General features: G+C 58.8%; 20 protein-coding genes and 1 tRNA gene. 9 read left to right on the forward strand and 12 right to left on the reverse strand.

The window, feature by feature from the left end; translation table 11 throughout:
* Positions 1-4 precede the first annotated feature (4 nt).
* Together pth and ychF are read left to right on the forward strand one after the other, a co-directional pair.
* Positions 5-589: an aminoacyl-tRNA hydrolase gene (gene pth, locus FBY12_RS23010; protein ID WP_092278053.1), complete on the forward strand. Its 585-nt coding sequence runs from the start codon at positions 5-7 to the stop codon at positions 587-589.
* A gap of 22 nt (positions 590-611) precedes the next feature.
* On the forward strand, positions 612-1,712 hold the full coding sequence (ychF, locus tag FBY12_RS23015) for a redox-regulated ATPase YchF (protein ID WP_121731861.1): 1,101 nt from the start codon (positions 612-614) through the stop codon (positions 1,710-1,712).
* Between the two features lie 119 nt (positions 1,713-1,831).
* On the opposite strand, the gene FBY12_RS23020 is transcribed toward ychF, so the two are convergent.
* The 5 genes from FBY12_RS23020 to FBY12_RS23040 are packed head-to-tail and all read right to left on the reverse strand — an operon-like array spanning position 1,832 to position 5,388.
* Positions 1,832-2,068, reverse strand: a complete 237-nt coding sequence (locus FBY12_RS23020) for a Rieske 2Fe-2S domain-containing protein (RefSeq protein ID WP_092278049.1) — start codon at positions 2,066-2,068, stop codon at positions 1,832-1,834.
* Positions 2,052-2,909, reverse strand: coding sequence for an iron-containing redox enzyme family protein (locus tag FBY12_RS23025; RefSeq protein ID WP_145256151.1), 858 nt, complete (start codon positions 2,907-2,909; stop codon positions 2,052-2,054). Before FBY12_RS23025 ends, FBY12_RS23020 begins: the two co-directional genes overlap by 17 nt.
* Complete coding sequence (locus tag FBY12_RS23030) at positions 2,909-3,709, reverse strand: dihydrodipicolinate synthase family protein (protein WP_145256155.1); 801 nt, start codon at positions 3,707-3,709, stop codon at positions 2,909-2,911. Before FBY12_RS23030 ends, FBY12_RS23025 begins: the two co-directional genes overlap by 1 nt.
* The gene (locus FBY12_RS23035; RefSeq protein WP_121731863.1) at positions 3,699-4,217 is read right to left on the reverse strand and encodes a DUF6190 family protein; all 519 of its coding nucleotides are present in this window, start codon (positions 4,215-4,217) and stop codon (positions 3,699-3,701) included. The genes FBY12_RS23030 and FBY12_RS23035 overlap by 11 nt, the downstream gene beginning before the upstream one ends.
* Entirely contained in the window at positions 4,210-5,388 is a 1,179-nt protein-coding gene (locus tag FBY12_RS23040) for a pyridoxal phosphate-dependent aminotransferase (RefSeq protein ID WP_121731864.1), read from the reverse strand. The genes FBY12_RS23035 and FBY12_RS23040 overlap by 8 nt, the downstream gene beginning before the upstream one ends.
* A 252-nt stretch (positions 5,389-5,640) precedes the next feature.
* Here FBY12_RS23040 and FBY12_RS23045 point away from each other — a divergent pair, with 252 nt between their 5' ends.
* Positions 5,641-6,288: an acyl-homoserine-lactone synthase gene (locus FBY12_RS23045; protein WP_145256158.1), complete on the forward strand. Its 648-nt coding sequence runs from the start codon at positions 5,641-5,643 to the stop codon at positions 6,286-6,288.
* Positions 6,289-6,300: 12 nt separating this feature from the next.
* Here the strand turns inward: FBY12_RS23045 and FBY12_RS23050 are convergent, their stop codons facing one another.
* A complete protein-coding gene (locus FBY12_RS23050) occupies positions 6,301-7,029 on the reverse strand; it encodes a LuxR family transcriptional regulator (protein WP_256663346.1) in 729 nt (242 codons plus the stop codon).
* 301 nt (positions 7,030-7,330) lie between these two features.
* Positions 7,331-7,969: a glutathione S-transferase family protein gene (locus tag FBY12_RS23055; RefSeq protein WP_145256161.1), complete on the reverse strand. Its 639-nt coding sequence runs from the start codon at positions 7,967-7,969 to the stop codon at positions 7,331-7,333.
* A 105-nt stretch (positions 7,970-8,074) separates the two neighbouring features.
* On the opposite strand from FBY12_RS23055, the gene FBY12_RS23060 reads away from it, so the two are divergent.
* Positions 8,075-9,211: a pyruvate dehydrogenase gene (locus FBY12_RS23060; protein ID WP_145256164.1), complete on the forward strand. Its 1,137-nt coding sequence runs from the start codon at positions 8,075-8,077 to the stop codon at positions 9,209-9,211.
* Between the two features lie 9 nt (positions 9,212-9,220).
* Here FBY12_RS23060 and FBY12_RS23065 read toward each other — a convergent pair whose 3' ends face one another.
* On the reverse strand, positions 9,221-9,673 hold the full coding sequence (locus FBY12_RS23065; protein WP_145256167.1) for a MarR family winged helix-turn-helix transcriptional regulator: 453 nt from the start codon (positions 9,671-9,673) through the stop codon (positions 9,221-9,223).
* A 172-nt stretch (positions 9,674-9,845) separates the two neighbouring features.
* Here FBY12_RS23065 and aceE point away from each other — a divergent pair, with 172 nt between their 5' ends.
* Positions 9,846-12,515, forward strand: a complete 2,670-nt coding sequence (gene aceE, locus FBY12_RS23070) for a pyruvate dehydrogenase (acetyl-transferring), homodimeric type (protein WP_145256170.1) — start codon at positions 9,846-9,848, stop codon at positions 12,513-12,515.
* A gap of 61 nt (positions 12,516-12,576) precedes the next feature.
* Here the strand turns inward: aceE and FBY12_RS23075 are convergent, their stop codons facing one another.
* On the reverse strand, positions 12,577-13,794 hold the full coding sequence (locus tag FBY12_RS23075) for an MFS transporter (RefSeq protein ID WP_145256173.1): 1,218 nt from the start codon (positions 13,792-13,794) through the stop codon (positions 12,577-12,579).
* Positions 13,795-14,127: 333 nt separating this feature from the next.
* Here FBY12_RS23075 and FBY12_RS23080 point away from each other — a divergent pair, with 333 nt between their 5' ends.
* The 3 genes from FBY12_RS23080 (at position 14,128) to ggt (ending at position 18,468) form a co-directional block, all read left to right on the forward strand.
* Complete coding sequence (locus FBY12_RS23080) at positions 14,128-16,185, forward strand: methyl-accepting chemotaxis protein (RefSeq protein ID WP_145256176.1); 2,058 nt, start codon at positions 14,128-14,130, stop codon at positions 16,183-16,185.
* 116 nt (positions 16,186-16,301) lie between these two features.
* Positions 16,302-16,378 (forward strand) — tRNA-Met (locus tag FBY12_RS23085).
* Positions 16,379-16,635: 257 nt separating this feature from the next.
* The gene (gene ggt, locus FBY12_RS23090; protein ID WP_145256179.1) at positions 16,636-18,468 is read left to right on the forward strand and encodes a gamma-glutamyltransferase; all 1,833 of its coding nucleotides are present in this window, start codon (positions 16,636-16,638) and stop codon (positions 18,466-18,468) included.
* A 103-nt stretch (positions 18,469-18,571) separates the two neighbouring features.
* Here the strand turns inward: ggt and ddlA are convergent, their stop codons facing one another.
* Positions 18,572-19,666 carry a D-alanine--D-alanine ligase gene (gene ddlA, locus FBY12_RS23095; protein ID WP_145256182.1) on the reverse strand — a complete coding sequence of 365 codons (1,095 nt, stop codon included), beginning with the start codon at positions 19,664-19,666 and terminating at the stop codon, positions 18,572-18,574.
* A gap of 151 nt (positions 19,667-19,817) precedes the next feature.
* Between ddlA and FBY12_RS23100 the strand changes: the two genes are divergently transcribed.
* Positions 19,818-21,068: an MFS transporter gene (locus FBY12_RS23100; protein ID WP_121731874.1), complete on the forward strand. Its 1,251-nt coding sequence runs from the start codon at positions 19,818-19,820 to the stop codon at positions 21,066-21,068.
* Between the two features lie 57 nt (positions 21,069-21,125).
* On the opposite strand, the gene FBY12_RS23105 is transcribed toward FBY12_RS23100, so the two are convergent.
* Both FBY12_RS23105 and FBY12_RS23110 read right to left on the reverse strand, forming a co-directional pair.
* Complete coding sequence (locus FBY12_RS23105; protein WP_121731875.1) at positions 21,126-21,338, reverse strand: helix-turn-helix transcriptional regulator; 213 nt, start codon at positions 21,336-21,338, stop codon at positions 21,126-21,128.
* A 7-nt stretch (positions 21,339-21,345) separates the two neighbouring features.
* Positions 21,346-21,906 carry a DUF2975 domain-containing protein gene (locus FBY12_RS23110; RefSeq protein WP_145256185.1) on the reverse strand — a complete coding sequence of 187 codons (561 nt, stop codon included), beginning with the start codon at positions 21,904-21,906 and terminating at the stop codon, positions 21,346-21,348.
* Positions 21,907-22,110: the final 204 nt, after the last annotated feature.

Raw genomic sequence — 22,110 nt, forward strand, 5'->3', positions numbered from 1 at the left:
TATCGTGACTGCCATAAAACTGATCGTTGGCCTGGGAAATCCAGGCGCTGAATACGAACAGACCCGGCATAACGCAGGGGCCCTTTTTGTTGAGCGCATCGCGAACGCGCAAGGCGTAAACCTTGTGGCGGATCGTAAATATTTCGGCCTGACCGGGCGCTATTCGCATCAGGGTCAGGATGTTCGTCTGCTGATTCCCACCACGTACATGAACCGCAGCGGCCAGGCCGTCGCGGCACTCGCCAATTTCTTCCGCATTACGCCTGAAGAAATCCTCGTGGCGCACGACGAACTCGACTTGCCTCCGGGCGTTGCCAAGCTCAAACAGGGCGGCGGCCATGGCGGTCACAACGGGTTGCGCGACATCATTGCGCAACTGGGCAATCAGAATACCTTTCACCGCTTGCGGCTTGGCATTGGCCACCCGGGCGTTGCCAGTATGGTTTCAAATTTCGTCCTGGGTCGTGCGCCACGCGCCGAACAGGAAAAACTCGATGCCAGCATCGACTTTGCCCTCGGCGTGCTGCCGGATATCCTCGCCGGGGAATGGAACCGCGCGATGAAAAACCTGCACAGCCAGAAGGCCTGACTCTAATCCGAGGGGATACACCATGGGATTCAATTGCGGCATCGTCGGCCTGCCTAACGTCGGCAAGTCCACCCTGTTCAACGCCCTGACCAAATCCGGGATCGCGGCCGAGAACTTCCCCTTCTGCACCATCGAGCCGAACACCGGGATCGTGCCGATGCCGGATCCGCGTCTGGAAGCTCTGGCAGCCATCGTCAATCCAAAGCGCATCCTGCCGACCACCATGGAATTCGTCGACATCGCCGGCCTCGTTGCTGGCGCCTCGAAAGGTGAAGGCTTGGGCAACAAGTTCCTCGCCAATATCCGCGAAACCGATGCCATCGCCCACGTAGTCCGCTGCTTCGAAGACGAGAACGTGATTCACGTCTCCAACAGTGTCGACCCGAAACGCGACATCGAAATCATCGACCTGGAATTGATCTTCGCCGACCTCGACAGCTGCGAGAAGCAACTGCAGAAAGTCGCGCGCAACGCCAAGGGTGGTGACAAGGACGCCGTGGTCCAGAAAGCCCTGCTCGAGCAACTGATCGCCCACTTCACCCTCGGCAAACCAGCGCGCACGCTGATGAAAACCATGGGTGCCGACGACAAAGCGGTGATTCGTGGTTTCCACTTGCTGACCACCAAGCCGGTCATGTACATCGCCAACGTCGCTGAAGACGGTTTCGAGAACAACCCGCTGCTGGACATCGTCAAAGCCATCGCCGAAGAAGAAGGCGCCATGGTGGTTCCGGTCTGCAACAAAATCGAAGCGGAAATCGCCGAACTGGAAGACGGCGAAGAGAAAGACATGTTCCTCGAAGCCCTGGGCCTCGAAGAGCCTGGCCTGAACCGCGTGATCCGCGCTGGTTACGAGATGCTGCACTTGCAGACCTACTTCACCGCCGGCGTCGAAGAAGTCCGCGCCTGGACCGTCCGCGTCGGTGCCACCGCACCACAAGCCGCTGGCGTGATCCACACCGACTTCGAAAAAGGCTTCATCCGCGCCGAAGTAATCGCCTACGACGACTTCATCCAGTACAAGGGCGAAGCCGGTACCAAAGAAGCAGGCAAATGGCGTTTGGAAGGCAAGGATTACATCGTCAAGGACGGCGACGTGATGCACTTCCGCTTCAACGTTTAACGCAGGCCGTGGTTTTCCACGGATCGCGCTAAACCAAAAAAATCCCCGTCATCATTGATTGATACGGGGATTTTTTTTGGGCGCGGGAAAGTGCCCGCAAATAACCTTAGTGAATCGCCCTAGGCCATGCGCTTCACATCAAGTCGGCCGCACGGCGGACCGCTTAGTTGCTCACCGGTTTCCAGGCTGAACACCGAGAAATGCAACGGGCAGGTAATGCTTTTGCGCTGCTCATTGATCGTGCCGTGAACTAACCAGCCATCTCGGTGCGGACAGGCGTGCGGCACTTGGTATTGCTGATTGTCGACGGTGACGGTGAAAGTGCCGGAATGATCAAATTCAGAAGGCTCGTTCAATCATTCGCTCCTTATCGAAGTGCTTTTGATGCTGTGCCTTTGCCACGGCGGCATCAAATGCTGCGTTAGTAATATCGCGGCCCATACAGATGCCGTTCCAGGCTTTTACCGGATCCAGATCGCCGGTAACGTCCATGGCTTTGAGCAAGCGTTGGCCTTCGATGGCGTGGAATACATCGATGTGTACGTGCTCCGAATAATAGGTATGCGCCTTGATCTGCAACCGCTCGCAAATCGTGGTGTAACACTCGAAGAAGAACGGCACGACCGTCTCGAAGTACGTAATCACCCCGGCGAAGTACGAAGGGTCATCGGCGCGCATCGCCAACCAGCAAAACATGTTGGGAAACGAGTAACCCGCCGAGGAATTGGCGTCGATGTAAAACTCCAGGTCGACCGGCATTTCCAGTTCTTTGAGTAGGTCGACATACAGCGTGGTGTGCGAGCGCTTGAGATTGCCGGAGCCGAACTCGTCGATCATCATCCGCAACACTGGCATTTGCGCGGCCAGGCTGAGTCTTGGCATCAAGTGATAAAACACCTGCGCCTCGGTCAGACCGTCCAGAGCAAACTCCTGAACGAGGATCTTGAACTCATCCCGCGTCATCTGCTCAGCCACATACACTGCGCTCGGCGGAACTTCGCTGCGATCTTCTTCCACCAACGCGGCCAGACGCTGACGTAATCCGGCGAGATCGGTTGGTGCATCCGCAGTGCGCGTCTTGTCGATGGTGGAATAGATCCAGTCATGTTCGAACGCAGCAAGCCGGCTATCCAGCGGTTCAAGTTTCTTGATGCAAGCGCGATTGGCCAGGAACAGTTCTTTCTGCAGATCGCTCATTATGCCGACCCCTTTTCTGCGAACACTTTGTCTGTGCTGATCACACCTCGGGCCTTGAGTTCTTTCTTGACCTGCGCGTACCAGTCATCGGCGCCCAAGTCGAAATAGCCGTTGAGTGTCTCGATCATTTCGCCGACCGACTGTTGCCGCGCACTGATCGCCAACCGGCATAGCGCCGGTTCCAGATTGGCCAACGAAACAACATTGCCGTCAGACTCCAAGTCCCGCGCCAGCAGCATTTCCCAACCGATGAAGTAATCCAGACCTTCTGCGCGCAACCGCTCGATTTCTTTTTGCGTGCGCGGATTGGAAGGCGAATCCTTGATCCCGATCACCCGCGGCAGTTCGCCGATGGCAAGTAAGGTCTCGAAGGTTTTTTCATTACCGGACAGCGCCGACTCGTTGTAGATGTAAAGGTCGAGTGAAGTCGAATCGTGAACTTCACGATAGTGCTCGATGATCTCTGCTTGAGTCGTGCCCGGCGCAAACGGCGAAGTAAACATGATCGCCTGCGCCCCCGCCTCTTGCGCCAACAGCGCATATTCAAGAACTTCGGCGGTAGTGGCGCGTTCGATTCCGGCGATCACCGTTTTGTCCTGCGCATGCGCCAGCGTCAGTTCAAGCATGCGCAACCAGTCCCGCCGCTCCAGTCGCCAGCCTTCGCCGGAAGTCAGGCACGGAATGTAGCCGTCCACATACGGATGTGAACACTGCAATAACTGGCGCACGCTCGATTCACAGATGTCCGAGTGCTGATCCAGTGGCGTGATGAGCGGAACGAAAATACTCTTAGCTGACATTTCGGAAGTCCTCTTGCTCGATCAGCATGTCCCGAGATTGCTCGAACAGCGCCTGTAACGAGGGCGGGAACGCCGGGCCGGAAGTCCATTGCGGGAAAGACTGCAGGAACGGTTGCAGTTCAGGCAGTTGATGCAATGCCTGGTCGTGGGTAAACAGCGGCCGGCGATGTTCGACCACTTGCGCGGCGAGCAGTTTTTGCTCGACGTTCAAATGCGCCCACTCCGCTTCCAGGCAGGCGCGGCGCAGTACCTTATTGCAGTAACCCTGACGCTGGATGTTCATTTCCGTGTGCAGAACATCCATGAACGGGTAATACAGATCCTGCAACTCGCGGCTCTTTTTCCAGATGATCGCGTCACAGATACCAATCTGGCCGAAGCTCATCAGCGCCTGGCGTTGGTAAAACTGTTTGAAGAAACCCAGTGATTTCGCACGGATGTCAGGATCGCTGTGATGCATGCCCATGAACACGGTGGCATCGATAATCGGCACGCCGGCCTCACTCATGATAATTCTCCAGCGCTACCGCAATCGTCTCGACTGCCAACTTGAACTCTTCGGGTTTGCGCGCCAGTGCCAGGCGAATGTACTTCTGCCCGGTCTGCGGTTTGTTCCAGAAGAAGTATTTGCCGGGCAGGACGTAGACGTCGTAGTTCATCAGATAGGCTTGCAGATCGTCGGCCGATACACCGTCACGCAGGATCTCGAACCACGCCACGCTGGTCTCGACCATCGGCGTCAGGTACTTGAGAAAGTTGCCGTGCAGGTGCTTTTGCGCAGCCTCGCGATTGATATCGAGTACCGAGCGCACCGACTCGAAGTCGTCGTCGCTGCTGTCGTTGATGTACTGCGTGACGACATTGAGAATAAACGGCGAAACGTTCAGCAGGACGCTGGTGACGATGCTGTAGATATCGGCATTAAGTGCGCGGCTGGACATGATCGTGGCGCACTTGGTGTCTTGCAGCGGCCAGGTTTTACCGGTGTCTTCCATGATGATGTACTGCGTGCCGATCTCATCGAGGATGGCGTAGGCGTCAACTCGACTGCCCCCAGCTGTTTTGATGAACGCGGCGAAGCAGAAATCCAGAATCAGCAACTTGCCATGGTCGCGGCAATAACGCGCCACTTCCATGAAGGTCTGCGCACCGTTGGCAAACATACTGGTGCCGGTCGGATTGTTAGGGTCCACGAGGAAGATCGCATCAACCTTGGCCGCCGCTGTTTGCAGGTTGGCGTAGACATCCTTGGCCGACCGAAACAGCGACTCGTCCAACGGCGACAACGGCACTTCCATGTGCTTGAGCAAATCGTGCAGGTTATCGAAACACGGTTCGATCAGGCCCACGCTCATGTCGCGCTTGCGCAAGTAAGTCGCGGTGATGTGCATGGCCACAGACGCGGCGTACACCAGGTAAATCTCATCATGGCGCTTGAGCGCATGTTCCTGACCGTGAAAGGTAAAGAAGGCCTTGATGAATTCCTGTTCACTCTTGTACTGAGTCTGCCCCTGAGCGCGATACCACAACTCAGGCAGGCTATCGACGATCTTCTGTTGGGTAAGGCTCTGATCCTGGTGCGTATGGGCATCTGCAAGATTGAACCGGGTCTTCAAGGCAGATATTTCGTGTTGCGTGATGTCTTCTTTGGTTTTCAGACGCGTGCTCACGACACTCATATTGTTATTCCTGTAAGAGTTGGATGACCAGCCGTTGGATATCGCCCGCCTATACTTGACGCTGCCAATACAACCGACAACTGTACCTTGGTGCGAATCAACAACGGTTGAGCATTTAACCGAGCAACTGGCCAATGAAGCCTGGCAACTGTATCTAGGTACAGTTGATTTTCCCGGCACTTCACTTCATCCTCCCCGCGCGCGGGATAAAATCGCGACTGCCTTTTCTTCCAGGGATGGACAATAACAATTATGGACAAAGTAAGTTTTTATAACGTCGAGCACTCGCAAGCTTCCCCAGAGTTACTGGGAAACTTATATGGGTTAAGAAAAGAAGTGTTCGCCGACCGGCTTAACTGGCGAGTCAATATTTGCGGCGGGCATGAAGTCGATGAATACGATAATGCGCATTCGACTTATCTTGTCGGCACCTGCTCAGGCGTTTCACTCGCCAGCCTGCGCCTGATCAACACCGTTTACCCGTATATGGTCGAAGGCCCGTTTCGCAGTTTCTTCGAGCACACCTTGCCGAAGAATTGCCGGATCGCCGAGTCCAGTCGATTTTTCGTCGACAAGACGCGCTCCCGTGCACTGGGACTGGGGCAACTGGGCCTGACTGAAATGCTCTTGCTGGCGATGCACACCTACGCCGCCCGCGCTGGTCTGGAATCGATCATCACGGTGGTCAGCCAAGCCATGTCGCGCATCGTGCGCAAGGCCGGCTGGCACTACGAAATTCTCGACAGCGGGGAAGCCTCGCCGGGTGAGAAGGTGCTGCTGCTGAACATGCCGGTTTCGCGCGAAAACGATCAGCGCCTCGTCGAGGCGATCGAAGCGAAGAACGGCCAACCATTGAGCGCGGTGGTGGACATCAACTGCCAGCCAACCGCGCTCGCCTGAATCGCCCGTGAATCAGACCAGGCCCAGGCTGACGGCCTTGTAGACTGCCTGCTTGGCGTTGCGCACCTGAAGTTTGTGAACCACGTTGGACATATGAAACTTCACGGTGCGCACGGAAATCGCGTGCATCGCTGCGATCTCTCTATAAGCCTTGCCCATCACCACCCACTTGAGTACGCCCATTTCGCGGTCCGACAGGCTGGTATCCGCCGACGCGGGAAACAGCTCGTTCGGCGCAAAAGTGGCGGTCAGGCTGTTGTGAAACTGGATTAGGGTCATCTGGATTTCCGCCGCGCGCTGCTGCATGACTTGCTCGAAATCGACGCGGCGCTCGGTGTTGCAAATGCTCAGCGCGGCGAACAACCCGTTGGAGTCATGCAGGTTGAAGGTGTAGCCCATCGAGATCTGGTACTTCTGCGACAAGGCGAATACATCATCGCTCTGTGCTGACTCCTTGGCCTCGAGCGCTTCTCGCCAGGAGAACGGCGCCACGCATTTCAGCCCGTGATTGATCACCGGGTCGATCAAATGATAGTTGGCAGCTCTATAAGCCCTGAGCCAACGCTCAGGGTAGTTGGAAATGATTCGCGGTTTGACGTCCAGGCCTTTATGCGTAACAAAATACGCATAGTGACAACCATTGAGAGACTGCAAGTGCTTTTCAAAGGCACAACGCAATTGGTAATCCGGCTCAGACTCGTGCTTGGCCATAACGTCGCAATTTAATAATCGAGTACTCATCAGAAATCCTGTTTTCTTATAGTATTCAGATTCTTGAATCCCCGTTTGGCATCGATTATGTTTCGATATCCAACCCAAGAGTCCTTCTTGTAGTAAAGATAAATGATCACTACCTAATTGCGTTCAAGCGCGATTGCCGCAATAGCGTGGTTGCACACTGAACGTATTAACTTCGGACTGATCATTAATCGAATAAAAGCATACGCTAATTGATTGTGTAAATACTCCAAATAACCGAGCCGCCCTTTCCCGAGGGGATAACGCGGCTCTCGAACATCAGGCTCGTGTTGAATGAAGGACATTAACTTGCGCGCGTTTCCCGCGAGTCAGCCAGCCCCGCCTGCACTGCCGGCCGCGCCTCGATGGCCTGCAACCAACGATTGACGTGGCTGAACGCCGAGATGTCCAGCGCAAGTTCTTCGTGCGTGCGCAACCACGGAAACGCTGCGATGTCGGCAATCGAATAGTTGTCCGAGGCCAGATAGGTGCTTTTCGCCAATTGCTTGTCGACCACGCCGTAGATGCGCAACGCCTCGTTGCGATAACGCGTGATCGCCTGCTCATTCGCCGAGGTAGTGCCGTGTAAAAACCACCACAACTGGCCCAGCATCGGACCAATGGCGCCGACCTGGAAGTACAGCCATTGCTGCACCACCAACTGCTCTGCGGTGGATTTGGGTTGCAGGCAATCGTACTTCTGCGACAGGTAACCGAGGATCGCCGCCGATTCGAAAACCGAGACGCCAGCCTCGTGATCAACGATCGCCGGGATCTTGCCGTTCGGGTTGATCTGCAGGTATTCCGGCGAATGCTGGCGCCCTTCGGACAGATTGAATTTCACCTGTTCGCAGTCGATGCCGGCCTCTTTTAGGAAAATACTGATCTTCTGCCCGTTGGGCGTATCAGCCGTGTAGAGCGTCAGGGGATAGGACGTATTCATCGAACAAAACTCCATTGAGTCACGCTGAATGTCATTGCATTTGCAATCATATTGAGGCGTGCAGTATGGTGCAAGAACGACGGAACGCACGGAGCGAGTTGAAATATGATCGGTTTTTCCAGCTTCAATACCACCCGCGAGACCGGCCAGGCAGCCCAGGCCTGCATTGAAAAGATCCAGGCCCTCGCCGATCAATCCCACGCGCAATGCGCTTCGCCGCTCTACACCATGATCGATATTGCCGACCGTCTGGAACGCGATCCGCAGACTTCAAAAAATGTTTGGGTAGTGCGCTCCAACCAGCCGCCGGGCGTCGAAAGCAGCCATAACACGCCGCACCTTCACACTCGCATCAGCGCCTGGCCCCTGCGGTTCAGCCCAGAGGCCTGCGCCAGCGAAAGACCCTTGTTGTACCTCACCAGCTCCGCGACCTCAGCCGAACTGTGCGCGTTATCCAGCGAAGCGGCGCAACGCGGGATTGTCTGCAATGACATCGAAACGCTGTCCAGCGCCTGGCCGAAAGGCGCGCACCCATGGGTGCCGCTGTGGCTCGCGGCCAACCCGCAATGCCTGCCGTTCGACCCGGCCAGCGGCGCCGAAGCCCGCGCCATTGCACTCGCAGCGTTGCACAGTTTGTACGTCGAGGGCAGCGACGGGTTTTATTACATGGCGCTGCACGATGAGCCCAACGATTTCACCGGCCCGATGAGCAACCACAGCGCTCATCAGGCCCTCAAAGGCATGTACAAAATCAGCGAAACCGTGGGCAACGCCGAGCAGCCGAAAGTGCGCTTGCTAGGCGCCGGACTGGCCTTGCGTTCGGTGATTTCTGCCGCGCAGATGCTGCGCGAGGATTGGGGCGTGGCCAGCGAATTGTGGAGTTGCCCCAGCTACACGCGCCTGGCGCGGGATGCCGATAGCGCGCAACGCTGGAGTCGCGTGCATCCGGACGTGCCCCGGCGCTCTTCGCACCTGCGCGAATGCCTGAGCGCCGAGAATTCCCCGGTGATTGCAGTGACCGGTTATGCGCAGCACGTGGTCGATCAGATTGGCGCACACATTACCGCGCGTTTCGTTGCACTCGGCGCCGACTCGACCGCCTCAATGCCGGCCGAACCGACCCCGGGCCAGACCGTGGATAAACGCTGGATTGTCACCTTGGCCCTGCGCGCCCTGGCCGAGGATGGTCAGATTCCGCAGGCTCGCGTCGAGCAAGCGATGCAGCGTTATCAATTGCAATGAGCCGTGCGCTTACGCCGGTTTGGAACTGTTGCGCGCGGCCGCCGCTGCGCGCTCCAGCGCATCACTGAAAAAGCGTTGTTGCTGTTCATCGAATTGCGCGAGAAACAACTCATCGACCGCGCCTTCGTAGATCAGCCACATCTTTTTGCGCAGCACTTTGCCGCTTTCGGTGATCGCCGCATACGCGCCACGCCCGTCGTCGCTGGCACGGCTGCGCTCGACCAGGCCTTCGGCCTCCAGACGATCGATCAGGCGAGTGAGGTTGTAGCGTTCGATGGCCATGACATCGGCCAATTCATTCATGCGGCGCGTGCCATTGGGGCCGCTTTCCAGCCCCCACAACGCGTCGTACCAAGCGTAGGCCGGGAGCCCGGCGGCGGCCAGACGACGTTCGATTTCGCGGATCAGACAGCGATGCGCCCTGACGAATCTGAACCAGGTATCCGGCTCGCTTGAAGACATGCTGCACCCTTCCAATGAAATCGATTTAGTTGCAATTGTAACGCGCAGCACGATAAATTCCGCAACTGGTTGCAATTGCAACTACACGCATTCCGAGGGATTGGCGGCTACCAATCCCCTTCGCCAGGTACCGATAAACCGGTGCTGCCGCTGCACTTTCAAGGAGACGACGATGGCACAACAATCAATGTTTCGCGACGAGGATCCACAAGAAACTCGCGAATGGCTCGAATCCATCGAATCGGTTCTGAGCGTCGAAGGCCGCCCTCGAGCCCATTACCTGATCGACCAGTTGTTGGACTTCGATGTCGCCCAACACGGCGATTTCTACGGGCGCGTGACCACGCCCTACGTCAACACCGTGGCAGTCGATCGTCAGCAACCCTACCCCGGCGATCTGGCAGTGGAACGGCGCATCAACGCCTACATCCGCTGGAATGCGCTGGCCATGGTGTTGCGCGCCGGCAAGCATTCGAACGTCGGCGGACACATCGCCTCCTACGCCTCGGCGGCCGTGCTGTATGACGTCGGTTTCGAACACTTTTTCCGTGGCCGCACCGAGCAGTTCGGCGGCGACATGGTGTACATCCAGGGCCACTCCTCGCCGGGCATTTATGGCCGCGCGTTCCTCGAAGGACGCCTGAGCGAAGAACAACTGGACAACTTCCGCCGCGAGACCGATCGCGATGGCGTGTCATCCTACCCGCACCCACGGCTGATGCCGGACTTCTGGCAATTCCCCACCGTGTCCATGGGCCTGGGGCCGATCACCGCCGCGTACCAGGCGCGCTTCATGCGCTACCTCGAAGACCGTGGTTTGAAGGAACATCAGGGGCGCAAAGTCTGGGCGTTCCTCGGCGATGGCGAGATGGATCAACCGGAATCACTGGCGGCGATCTCGCTCGCCGGCCGCGAGAAACTCGACAACATCATCTTCGTCGTCAACTGCAACTTGCAGCGCCTCGACGGCCCGGTGCGCGGCAACGCCAAAGTCATCCAGGAATTCGAAAGCCTGTACCGCGCGGCTGGCTGGAACGTGATCAAAGTCATCTGGGGCGGCGGCTGGGACGCGCTGCTGGAGAAGGACAAAAGCGGCTTGCTGCGCCAACGCATGATGGAATGCGTGGACGGCGAATATCAGAACTACAAATCGCAGAACGGCGCTTACGTTCGCGAACATTTCTTCGGCAAATACCCCGAACTGCTGGAGCTGGTCAGCGACCTCACCGACGACGAAATCTGGAAGCTCTCGCGCGGCGGCCACGACCCGGAAAAAGTCTACAACGCCTACGCCGCCGCCATGCGCCACACCGGCGGACCGAGCGTGATCCTGGCGAAAACCGTCAAAGGTTTCGGCATGGGTGAAGCGGGCGAAGGACAGAACATCAATCACCAATTGAAGAAGATGGGTGAAGACGCGATCCGTGCCTTCCGCGATCGCTTCTCGCTGGAAATCACTGACGATCAATTGGCCGACATGCCTTACCTCAAGCCCGCCGAGGACAGCGTCGAAGCGCGTTATCTGCAAGCCCGGCGCGCGCAACTGGGCGGTTACATTCCTGCTCGGGTGAGTGTTTCCGAGCCGCTGCAAATCCCGCCGCTGTCGGTCATGGACACGCAACTGAAAGGTACCGGCACCCGCGAGATTTCCACCACCATGGCGTTCGTGCGCATCCTCGGCACGCTGCTCAAGGACCCGAATATCGGCAAGGTGATCGTGCCGATTGTGCCGGACGAATCGCGTACTTTCGGCATGGAAAGTTTGTTCCGCCAGATCGGCATTCATTCCCACGTCGGCCAACTGTATACGCCGCAGGACGCCGGCCAACTGAGCTATTACAAAGAGGCCCGCGACGGCCAGATCATGCAGGAAGGCCTCAACGAATCCGGGGCGGTTTCTTCGTGGATCGCCGCCAGCACGTCGTACAGCAACCACGGCGTGACGATGGTGCCGTTTTACATTTTCTATTCGATGTTCGGTTTCCAGCGCATCGGCGATCTCGCCTGGGCCGCTGGCGATGCGCGCGCCAGAGGCTTCTTGCTCGGCGCAACGTCCGGCCGCACCACGCTGATGGGCGAAGGCCTGCAACACGACGATGGCCACAGCCACGTGTTGTCATCGACCGTGCCATGCTGCGTTTCCTACGATCCGACCTACGCTTATGAACTGGCCGTGATCATCCAGGACGGCATGCGCCGCATGTATGTCGACAACGAGGACATCTATTACTACATCACCCTGCTCAACGAAAACTACGCCCACCCGGAGATGCCCGAAGGTGCCGAGGAAGGCATTCTCAAAGGCATGTATACGCTCTCGGCCAGCGCGTCGCCGAGCGAAGGCAAGCATGTGCAGTTGATGGGTTGCGGTTCGATCCTGCTCGAAGTCAACGCCGCCGCGCAGTTGCTGGAAGCCGACTTCGGCGTCACCAGCGAGGTGTGGAGCGTCACCAGCCTCACCGAATTGCGCCGCGAAGGTCAGGATGTCGAGCGCTGGAATCTGCTGCACCCGGCAGACACGCAACGCGTCAGCTACGTCGAAAGCTGCCTGCAGGACAAGCAAGGTCCGGTGGTGGTGGCGACGGATTACATGAAGATCTTCGCCGATCAGATCCGCCCATTCGTGCCAAAACGCCGCTTCGTCGCGCTAGGCACCGATGGTTTCGGCCAGTCGGACACGCGCGAATCGTTGCGTAAATTCTTCGAAGTTGATCGGCACTTCATCGCGGTCGCCGCGTTGAAAGCGTTGGCCGACGAAGGCACCTTGCCAAGGGAAAAAGTCGCCGAGGCGATTGCGCTGTATGGCATCGATCCGGAGAAGCAAAACCCCGCCAAGGTCTGACGACAATGCAAAAAAAACCGCGCTCAATGCGCGGTTTTTTTGTGATGCCCCTGAAACCGCATCAGGCCTTTTTGGTGCGCGGCAGGAAGATTGCCAGCACCCCGAACAGCGGCAGGAACGAGCACAGGAAGTACACGTATTCAATCCCGTGAACATCCGCCAAATGCCCCAGCAACGCCGCGCCAATCCCGCCGAAACCAAACATCAGACCGAAGAATACTCCGGCGATCATTCCGACATTGCCCGGCACCAATTCCTGCGCGTACACCACAATCGCCGAGAACGCCGAGGCGAGGATGAAGCCAATGACCACGCTGAGAATGCTGGTCCAGAACAGATCGACGTGCGGCAGAATCAGCGTGAACGGCGCAACGCCGAGAATCGAAAACCAGATCACCGCTTTACGCCCGATCTTGTCGCCGATCGGCCCGCCGAAGAACGTCCCCGCCGCCACCGCGCCCAGAAACAGGAACAGATGCAGTTGCGAACTGGCCACCGACAGGTCGAATTTCTCGATCAGGTAAAACGTGAAGTAACTGGTGAAACTCGCCATGTAGAAATACTTGGAGAACACCAGCAAACCGAGCACGACCAACGCGCTGATCACCCGATTCTTCGACAAGCCGTGCGTCGCAGCCTGGCCCTGCTTGAGTTTGAACAGGTTCAGGTGATTGGCGTACCAGCGGCTGATGCGATAGAGCACGAACAGCGCAAACACCGCGAACAGTCCGAACCACGCCACATGGCCCTGGCCGAACGGAATAATGATCGCCGCCGCCAGCAAGGGACCAAACGCCGAACCGGCATTGCCGCCGACCTGAAACGTCGATTGCGCCAAACCATAGCGGCCGCCCGAAGCCAGTCGCGCCACGCGAGAGGCTTCCGGGTGAAAGGTCGACGAACCAATGCCGATCAGCGCCGCCGCCAGCAGAATCATCGGGAAACTGCCGACCACCGACATCATCAAAATACCGATCAGCGTGCACACCGTCCCCGCCGGCAGCAGCCACGGCTTCGGATGCCGATCGGTGTGATAACCGACCCACGGCTGCAGCAGCGACGCGGTCAGTTGGAACGTCAGGGTGATCAGTCCGACCTGGGTGAAGGTCAGGCCATAGTTGGCTTTGAGCATCGGGTAAATCGATGGCAGCACTGACTGAATCAGGTCGTTGATCAAATGCGCCAGCGCCACCGCGCCGATGATGCGCATGACCAGCGGGCTGCTTTGCGGTGTCGCGGACGCCGGCGTAGCGCCGGATTGGACGTTGGTGATAGCCATGAGAGTTTCCGTACAGCAGATGGGTGCACGCGGGCAGGTTCGCCAATGTGCCATTTTTCAGTGCAGCAGCGCTATCCCCTTAGCGAGCTAACGACTTGCACTTTTGTCGATCAGCAGGTGATAGCGCAACGCCATGGTCTGAATCTTGCCTTGCTTATCCGCTTCAACGCGGCTGCCTTACAAAGGCAGTCGAGAATGGGAAGTTTCGCTACAGAGCCGGCCTACAGAGCTGGCGAGGGTGAACTTTCGAGGCCTTTTAAAAGGGCACAAGTCGCGGTCGCAACGACCTCGGCGCACGCCAATGGTGCGTGGTGCTCACAGGAGTCATGGGGCATGCAGGCTTTTTTATCACCGGGGATCGGGCTGCTGGGGCGTTTTGGCTTCGCGCGCAAATTTCAGTTGCTGTTTCTGCTGTTCATCCTGCCGCTGGCCGGCAGCTTGTGGATGATCGGTCTGGATTATCGGGACAAACTGCAGCTAATTTCCGGCGAACGTGCCGGCGTTCGGCAATTGCTTGCATTGGACGCGCTGGACAACCTGCTCGCCGCGCAACGTGATCGCGCCGCCCGTTGGCGCGCCACCGAAACCAATCGTCAGCCGACCCCGGCGACCATCGCCGCGATGGGCGCGTTCGACGCCGTGCAACCCGCCGTCGCCCAAGCCACCACCGACCTGGGCAACGCGCTGAGCAATGAAGGCGCCGAAGCGCAAACGCAGGCGCGTTTTCACGCCCTGCAAACCGCGCTGAATGGCCTCGACTCGAAAAGCCTCAGCAGCGTCGGCTGGTGGCCGGACGGTTACGAACGTTTCACCAATGCCCTGAGCGCGCTGCAAGCGTTGCGCGAACAGATCGCCATGGACAATCGCCTGACGCTGGCGCCGTGGCTCGAAACTTATTTGCTCACACAAATCTCGACCCAGCACGCGCCGGACCTGATTGAGCGCGTCGGCCGCCTCGCCGCCGTCGGCCAGGCGTCGGTGGTGTCGGGGCAATTCACGTTGCAAAGCCGTCTGCAATTGCGCGATTTGCGTGGGCGCATCGGTGACGCCCGCGAGCAACTGGTGAAAACCGCCGGCCTGCTCGAAGCGCGATTGCCGAACGCGCTGCAAACCTGGGCCGGGCAATATCACGACAGCCTGCAACATCTGGATGCCAGCCTCAAAGTGCTCGATGACGGCGTGTTCGGCGGCAGCATCAACCTCAAACCTGAAGACTTCGAGCGCAATCTCGATTCGCTGCTCGGCGACCTCGCGTCGCTGCGTCAACAATCGCTGACGTCGCTGGATCAACGCCTGGATTACTACCACAACTCGGCGATCCGCCAATTCATCCTTGTTGCGAGCGTGCTCGGTTGCCTGCTGCTGGCGGCGCTGTATCTGTTTGTGTGTCTGCAAGCGTCGATCCGCCGCAGCGCCAGCGGCATCACCGTGCTCGCCGAAGCGCTGCGTGACGGCAATTTGAGCGTGCAAGTGCCGGTGCAGGGACGCGATGAACTGGCGGCGATCAGCACCGCGCTCAACGTTGCCGTGGTGCAATTGCGCAACAGTTTGCTCGGCGTCGATCACGAGACGCTGCAACTGAGCAACGCGGTGCGCACGCTCAACGATCACTCCAGCGGCGCCCTCGGCGAAGTCGAGGCGCAACAGATTCAGATCAGCCAGATCGCCGCCGCTGCCACGCAATTGGCCGCGACTTCGCAAGGCGTCGCCCACAGTTGCGAACAGGCATCCGGCAGCGCGCAGCATACGCAACGCATCGCCGCCGACAGCAGCCGCGACAGCCAACGCACCACGGCGAGCATTCAGCAGCTCAATCAGCGCCTCAACGAAACGGCTGCCGCGCTGGGCCGGGTCAGTGAGCAAGGGCAGCAGATTCAATTGGTCGTCGACACCATTCGTGGCGTCGCCGAGCAAACCAACCTGCTCGCGCTCAACGCCGCCATCGAAGCGGCGCGCGCCGGTGAACAAGGTCGCGGTTTTGCGGTGGTTGCCGACGAAGTGCGCAGTTTGTCCCAGCGCACGCAATCGTCCACCGCGCAAATCGCCGGCACCGTCGACAGCCTGCGCAATACGGTCAACGAAGCAGTGAGTTTGATGGAAGCGGCGTGCGGCCAGGCGCAGTCCGATGCCGCAGCCGTCACCGGCCTCGGCGAACGCCTGGGCGAAATCGCCAGCGCCGTGCAAAGCGTCACCGACACCCTCGCGCAAATCGCCACCGCCGTCGAAGAACAGGCGAGCACCGCCGACGAAGTCAGCGGCAACATTCAACAAGTCGATCAGGCTGCGGTGAGATTGCTCGAAGGCGCCCGCGCCGTGAACCTCGCCGCCGATACGTTGAGCCAGGGCAGCAAGGCGTTGAGCGCCAATACTGGGAGATTTCAGCTGAGTTGAGCCGCCGTTTCGTCCCGTATTTTCGGGCCGGGAGGATAAGCGGTTGAAAGTGTAGAGAAATATTTTAGATTTACGCTTGACGCATCTGCATTCCAGGTGAATAATGCGCGCCACTTGGCTACATAGCTCAGTTGGTTAGAGCATAGCATTCATAATGCTGGGGTCCGGGGTTCAAGTCCCTGTGTAGCCACCAAGTACTAAAAACGGCTTACCGAAAGGTAGGCCGTTTTTTTATGCGTCGAAAAAAGTCTCGTGAATCAAGGCGTTGAGCGCGCATGGCAGCCAGCTCCGGGAAGAATTAATGTTCTGACGGCGCGGTGGCCTTCGCCCCTACAGAAAATCCACCGGTTGCTGAAGGTCAAAACCCACTGTCGCGCTCGGCGCTGGTTTGCGTCCTGCCCGGTCGGTCGATACAGTCGCCAGACCTTTCCCACGGACGGAGTGCCTCACGTGTTCTCAGCCTTCCACCTCAATCGCTATCGTCTGTCAGCGATTTCGCTGCTCGCCAGCGCGCTGACCCTCGCCGCGTGCAACGCCCCACCCACTGCAAACCTGCCCCTCGCCCCGGAAGCCGCTTCGGGTTTTCGCACGGATCTGCAAACTCGTCACGCCTCGAAACACATGGCGGCGGCAGCCAATCCACTGGCGGCCGAGGCTGGGCGAGCGATGTTGCGTCAGGGCGGTTCGGCGATTGATGCGGCGATTGCGATGCAAGCGGTGCTAACGCTGGTAGAGCCGCAATCTTCGGGCATCGGCGGCGGTGCGTTGATTGTGTTGTGGGACGGCAAGGCTGTGCGCACGTATGACGGTCGCGAGACCGCTCCGTCCGGCGCCACCGAGAAACTTTTCCTACAGGCCGATGGCCAACCGATGCCGTTCACCCAGGCGCAAATCGGTGGTCGTTCGGTGGGTACGCCGGGGGTGTTGCGCGCACTCGAATTGGCGCATCAGCAGCATGGGCGACTGCCGTGGGCGACGCTGTTCGAGCCGGCGATCAAACTCGCGGAGCAAGGCTTTGCGATTTCGCCGCGTTTGCATCAACTGATTGCTTCCGACTCGTCGATGCGCCGCTCGCCAGACATGATGGCGTACTTTCTCAACGCCGACGGCAGCCCGAAAGCCACCGGCACCTTGCTGAAAAATCCGCCCCTCGCGGCCGCGCTGAAACGGATCGCCAAAGAAGGTCCCGACGCGTTGTACAAAGGGCCGATTGCCGAAGAAATCGTCGCCAAGGTCCAGGGCCATCAAAACCCCGGCAGTTTGTCGCTGAACGATCTTCAGGGTTATCAGGCCAAGGAACGCGCGCCGCTGTGCACCGATTACAAACGCTGGCAGGTTTGCGGCATGCCGCCGCCCTCCTCCGGCGGGATCGCCATCGCGCAGATTCTCGGCACGTTGCAAGCTCTGGAAACCCGCGACCCGCGTTTCGCGCTCGCGCCGCTGAAACCAGTCAAAACCAACAAACCCGCCGGCATCGAACCGACGCCTGAAGCGGTGCATCTGATCGCCGAAGCCGAACGCCAAGCCTACGCCGACCGCGCGCAATATGTCGCCGACAGCGACTTCGTGCCGGTGCCGGTCAAAGGCCTGATCGACCCGAGCTACCTCGCCAGCCGCGCCGCGCTGATCGGCGACCGCAGCACGGGCACGGCCAAACCCGGCACACCGCCGGGCATTCAAGTGGCCTACGCGCCCGACCGTTCGCCGCTGCGCATTTCCACCTCGCAAGTGGTCGCAGTCGATGACGCGGGCGGCGCGGTGTCGATGACTACCACCGTCGAGTCGGCGTTCGGCTCGCACCTGATGGTCCAAGGCTTCCTGCTCAACAATCAGATGACCGACTTCTCGTTCATCCCCGAAGAAAACGGGCAGAAAGTCGCCAACCGCGTCGAACCTGGCAAACGCCCGCGCTCGTCGATGGCGCCAACCCTGATTTTCGACCGCCAGAGCGGCGAATTCCTCGCCACCCTCGGCTCCCCCGGTGGCTCGCAAATCATCGAATACGTGGCCAAATCCACCATCGGCCTGCTCGACTGGAATCTCGACCCGCAATCCGCCATCAACCTGCCCAACTTCGGCAGCCGCAACGGCCCGACCGAACTCGAGCAAGGACAATTCAGCCCGGCGCTGATCCAGGCGCTGCGCGACAAGGGACACGCGTTGAACGAAATCGACATGACCAGCGGCACCCAGGCAATCGTTCGGGTCAAGGACGCACAGGGAAAATCCGCACTGGCCGGCGGGGCCGACCCGCGACGTGAGGGAGAAGCGTTGGGGGATTGATTCTTACGCTGGCAGGAGAAAAGGCTTACCGAGAGGTAAGCCTTTTTTGGTGGACGGTGTTCCCGATCCTGCGGGCAAGCGCAGCGTTTTCCTACACGCAACGCTACCGACTAATCTTCAACCCCTTGCGCACCTCATGCCTCTGCACCGCCAAATCAATCAGGCGGCTCACAAGCTCGCTATAGCTCATGCCCGTCGCCTGCCAAAGTTTAGGGTACATGCTGATGCGGGTGAAGCCGGGCAGTGAGTTGATTTCGTTGATCAGCACTTCGCCGCTGTCGGTCAGGAACACGTCGACCCGCGCCAGCCCGGAGCAGCCGAGCAACTGGAACGCTTCTACCGCCAGGGCGCGGATGCGTTCGCTGGACGCGGCGCTGATGTTGGCCGGGACCACGACTTCGGCAGCCTGGTCGTCGATGTATTTGCTGTCGTAGGAATAGAAGCCGCTGCGCACCACGATCTCGCCGCAGCCGCTGGCAATCGGTTGGTCATTGCCGAGCACCGCGCATTCGATTTCGCGACCGATAACGGCGGATTCGACCAGGACTTTTTCGTCGAAGCCGAGCGCCAGTTCGACTGCTGCCGCGTATTCGGTTTCATTGGTGACTTTGCTGACGCCGACCGAAGAACCCTGATTCGCCGGTTTGACGAACAGCGGCAAGCCGAGTTTGCCTTGCACCTCGGCGAAGTCAATCCGCGCAGCACTGGCGCGGTTGAGGGTGACGAAAGGCGCGACGGCAATTCCGGCATCACGCAACAGGCGCTTGGTGATGTCCTTGTCCATGCACACCGCCGAACCGAGCACATCGGAGCCAACGAACGGCAAGTCGGCCATGCGCAACAGTCCTTGCAGGCAACCATCCTCACCGAGGGTGCCGTGGACAATCGGGAAGATCACATCGACGTGGCCGAGCAGTTCCTGGCTGCTGGTTTCGACCAGTTGCTGACTGGCCTTGCCCGGCACCACCGCCAACTCGCGATTGGATTGATTGAGGGCGATCAGCGCCGGGTTTTCCTGGTTGAGCAGGAAATTCGAGGGATCGTTGAGGTGCCAGTGGCCCTGCTTGTCGATACCGATCAGCACCGGCTCGAAACGTGAGCGATCCAGCGCATCGACGATGTTTTTCGCCGATTGCAGCGACACCTCATGCTCGGCCGAGCGGCCGCCAAAAATAATCCCAACGCGTAACTTGCTCATTGCCTGGCCTCATCGTGAACGTGCTGCTTCATAACACGGCGGCACCGATGATTTAAAGCGACTGCAACTTCGCGCTGCGGCCGACGGTCATTGCTGAAGAGTCTTTGTGAATGCGCAGCACGCGCCTGCGCTCCGTCCTGTGAGGCCGCCCTTGAACGCTTCGACCGATCGTCGCAACGCCCTCTCACTCGACGGGCTGAATTTCTTTCTTGCCGACGTGCGCGACGGCCTCGGGCCGTACCTGGCGATTTATCTGTTGGCGGTGCACAACTGGGATCCGGCGAGTATCGGCCTGGTGATGACCGTGGCCGGCATCGCCGCGCTGTTGACGCAAACCCCGGCGGGGGCGCTGATCGACCGCACCCGGCGCAAACGCGCAGTCGTGATTGCCGCCGCGCTGCTGGTGACGGTGAGTTGTCTGCTGCTGCCGTTCATCACTTCCTTCACGTTGGTGGCGCTGACCCAAGCATTGAGCGCGGTCGCCGCGTCGGCGTTTGCCCCGGCGATTTCCGCGATTTCGCTGGGCATTACCGGGCCGCGCGCGTTCACCCGCCGCACCGGGCGCAATGAAACCTTCAACCACGCCGGCAACGCGGCTGCCGCATTGTTGGCCGGCGGGTTTGCCTATTTGTTCGGTCCGGTGGCGGTGTTTTATTTGATGGCGGTGATGGCGCTGGCCAGCGTGATTGCGATCAGTTTTATCGCGCCGCACGCCATCGACCATGACGTCGCCCGAGGCCTCGACCCGCAAGGCCCGGCCCACGGCGAACAGCCTTCCGGGCTCAACGTGCTGCTGCACAATCGGCCGCTGCTGATTTTCGCGATCTGCTGTGGACTGTTTCATTTGGCGAACGCCGCCATGCTGCCGCTGGTGAGTCAGAAATTGTCTCTGGTGAATCTGCAAATGGCCACGCCGCTGACCTCTGCCTGCATCGTCGCCGCGCAATTGGTGATGGTCCCGGTAGCTTTGCTGGTGGGATGGAAGGCTGATGTGTGGGGACGCAAACCGTTGCTGCTCGCCGGTTTCCTGATTCTGCCATTGCGCGGCGTGCTCTATACGCTGTCGGACGATCCGTATTGGCTGGTCGCCGTGCAGTTGCTCGACGGCGTCGGCGCGGGGATCTTCGGCGCGTTGTTTCCCGTGGTGATCAAGGACCTGACCCAAGGCACCGGGCGCTTCAATGTCAGCCTCGGCGCGCTGTCGACGGTATTTGGCCTCGGCGCCGCGCTGAGTAATGGCTTGGCCGGACTGGTGGTCCAGCAAGCAGGTTACAGCGCGGCGTTTCTGACCTTGGCGGCGGTGGCGGCTGCCGCGCTGGTGTTGCTGTTGGTGGCGATGCCGGAAACGCTGGACCGGCAGGCTGGAGTTATCGATGAACCAGTGGTTGCCGCGCTGAACTGATCAGCGATTGGTCACCGGTTGCGGCCACGCGTGCATGGCTGCAACTGATGCCTGGTTTTATTCGACGTCGGGTACATGGATCAACAGATCGCCCGGCTGGCATTTCAGGTATTGGCAGATCGCGTCCAGGGTTGCCAAGCGCAGGCCTTTGACCTTGCCTTGTTTGAGCAACGACAGGTTGGCCTCGGTAATACCGATGGCTGCCGCGAGGTCTTTGGATTTGACTTTGCGCAGCGCAAGCATCACATCCAGATGAATCACAATTGACATAAAAATCTCAAACGAAGGTACGGTTTTCAGAATCCACTTCACTGGCCTGCAACAGGATACGCGCGATGATCGAAATACACGCGGCCAGGAACAGCGCGACAAAACTCGGTGCCGTGATGCTCACTGACATCATGCGCTGGCCAACAGGTTCGAGCATCGTGACCCACACGCTCAACAGCGGTTCGCAGAGGAAATCGAGCAATACCCAAATCGCCACGGCGCGTCCGACCTTGCCAAAGTGCCGAGCCGCCTCGCTGGAAAAATACTCACCGCGAGCGTAACTCTGAAACAACTGCCGCAAGTGCCCCAGCCCCAATGCCAGCGCCAGTAATGGCACGCTCGATAACGCAATCGCGCCCAATGTTTGCCACCAGGGAAACAGCGCTGCTCTGTCGGCGATATCCGAGAGTTGGCGCTCGCTCAGCGCAAACCCCAGGCCCCAGCCATTTTTGCTGGCGATGATCGGGAACACCCAGAGAGCTGCATTGAGTGCCAGCATGACGACGATAAGCAACAGCGTTACTGCCGCCATGCGCTGACTGAGATGAGCGAGACGATTGGATGTCATGGGAGATGCCTGGAGAAAGTGAATGAACGCAAACCCTAAGGCATAAATTATCGTAAAACAATAATTACCTGCTGTAATACATTCATAAATCCAGATGAGGACAACTCGATAATTTTGGCGATATTCTGCCAGGCATCGTTTTCAAGACAGCTGACTTACCGCAATCGCCAGCAGGCTCGTTCCCAGACAGGAGTTTATGCGTTT

The sequence above is a fragment of the Pseudomonas sp. SJZ131 genome (assembly GCF_007828705.1).
Classification (GTDB): domain Bacteria; phylum Pseudomonadota; class Gammaproteobacteria; order Pseudomonadales; family Pseudomonadaceae; genus Aquipseudomonas; species Aquipseudomonas prosekii.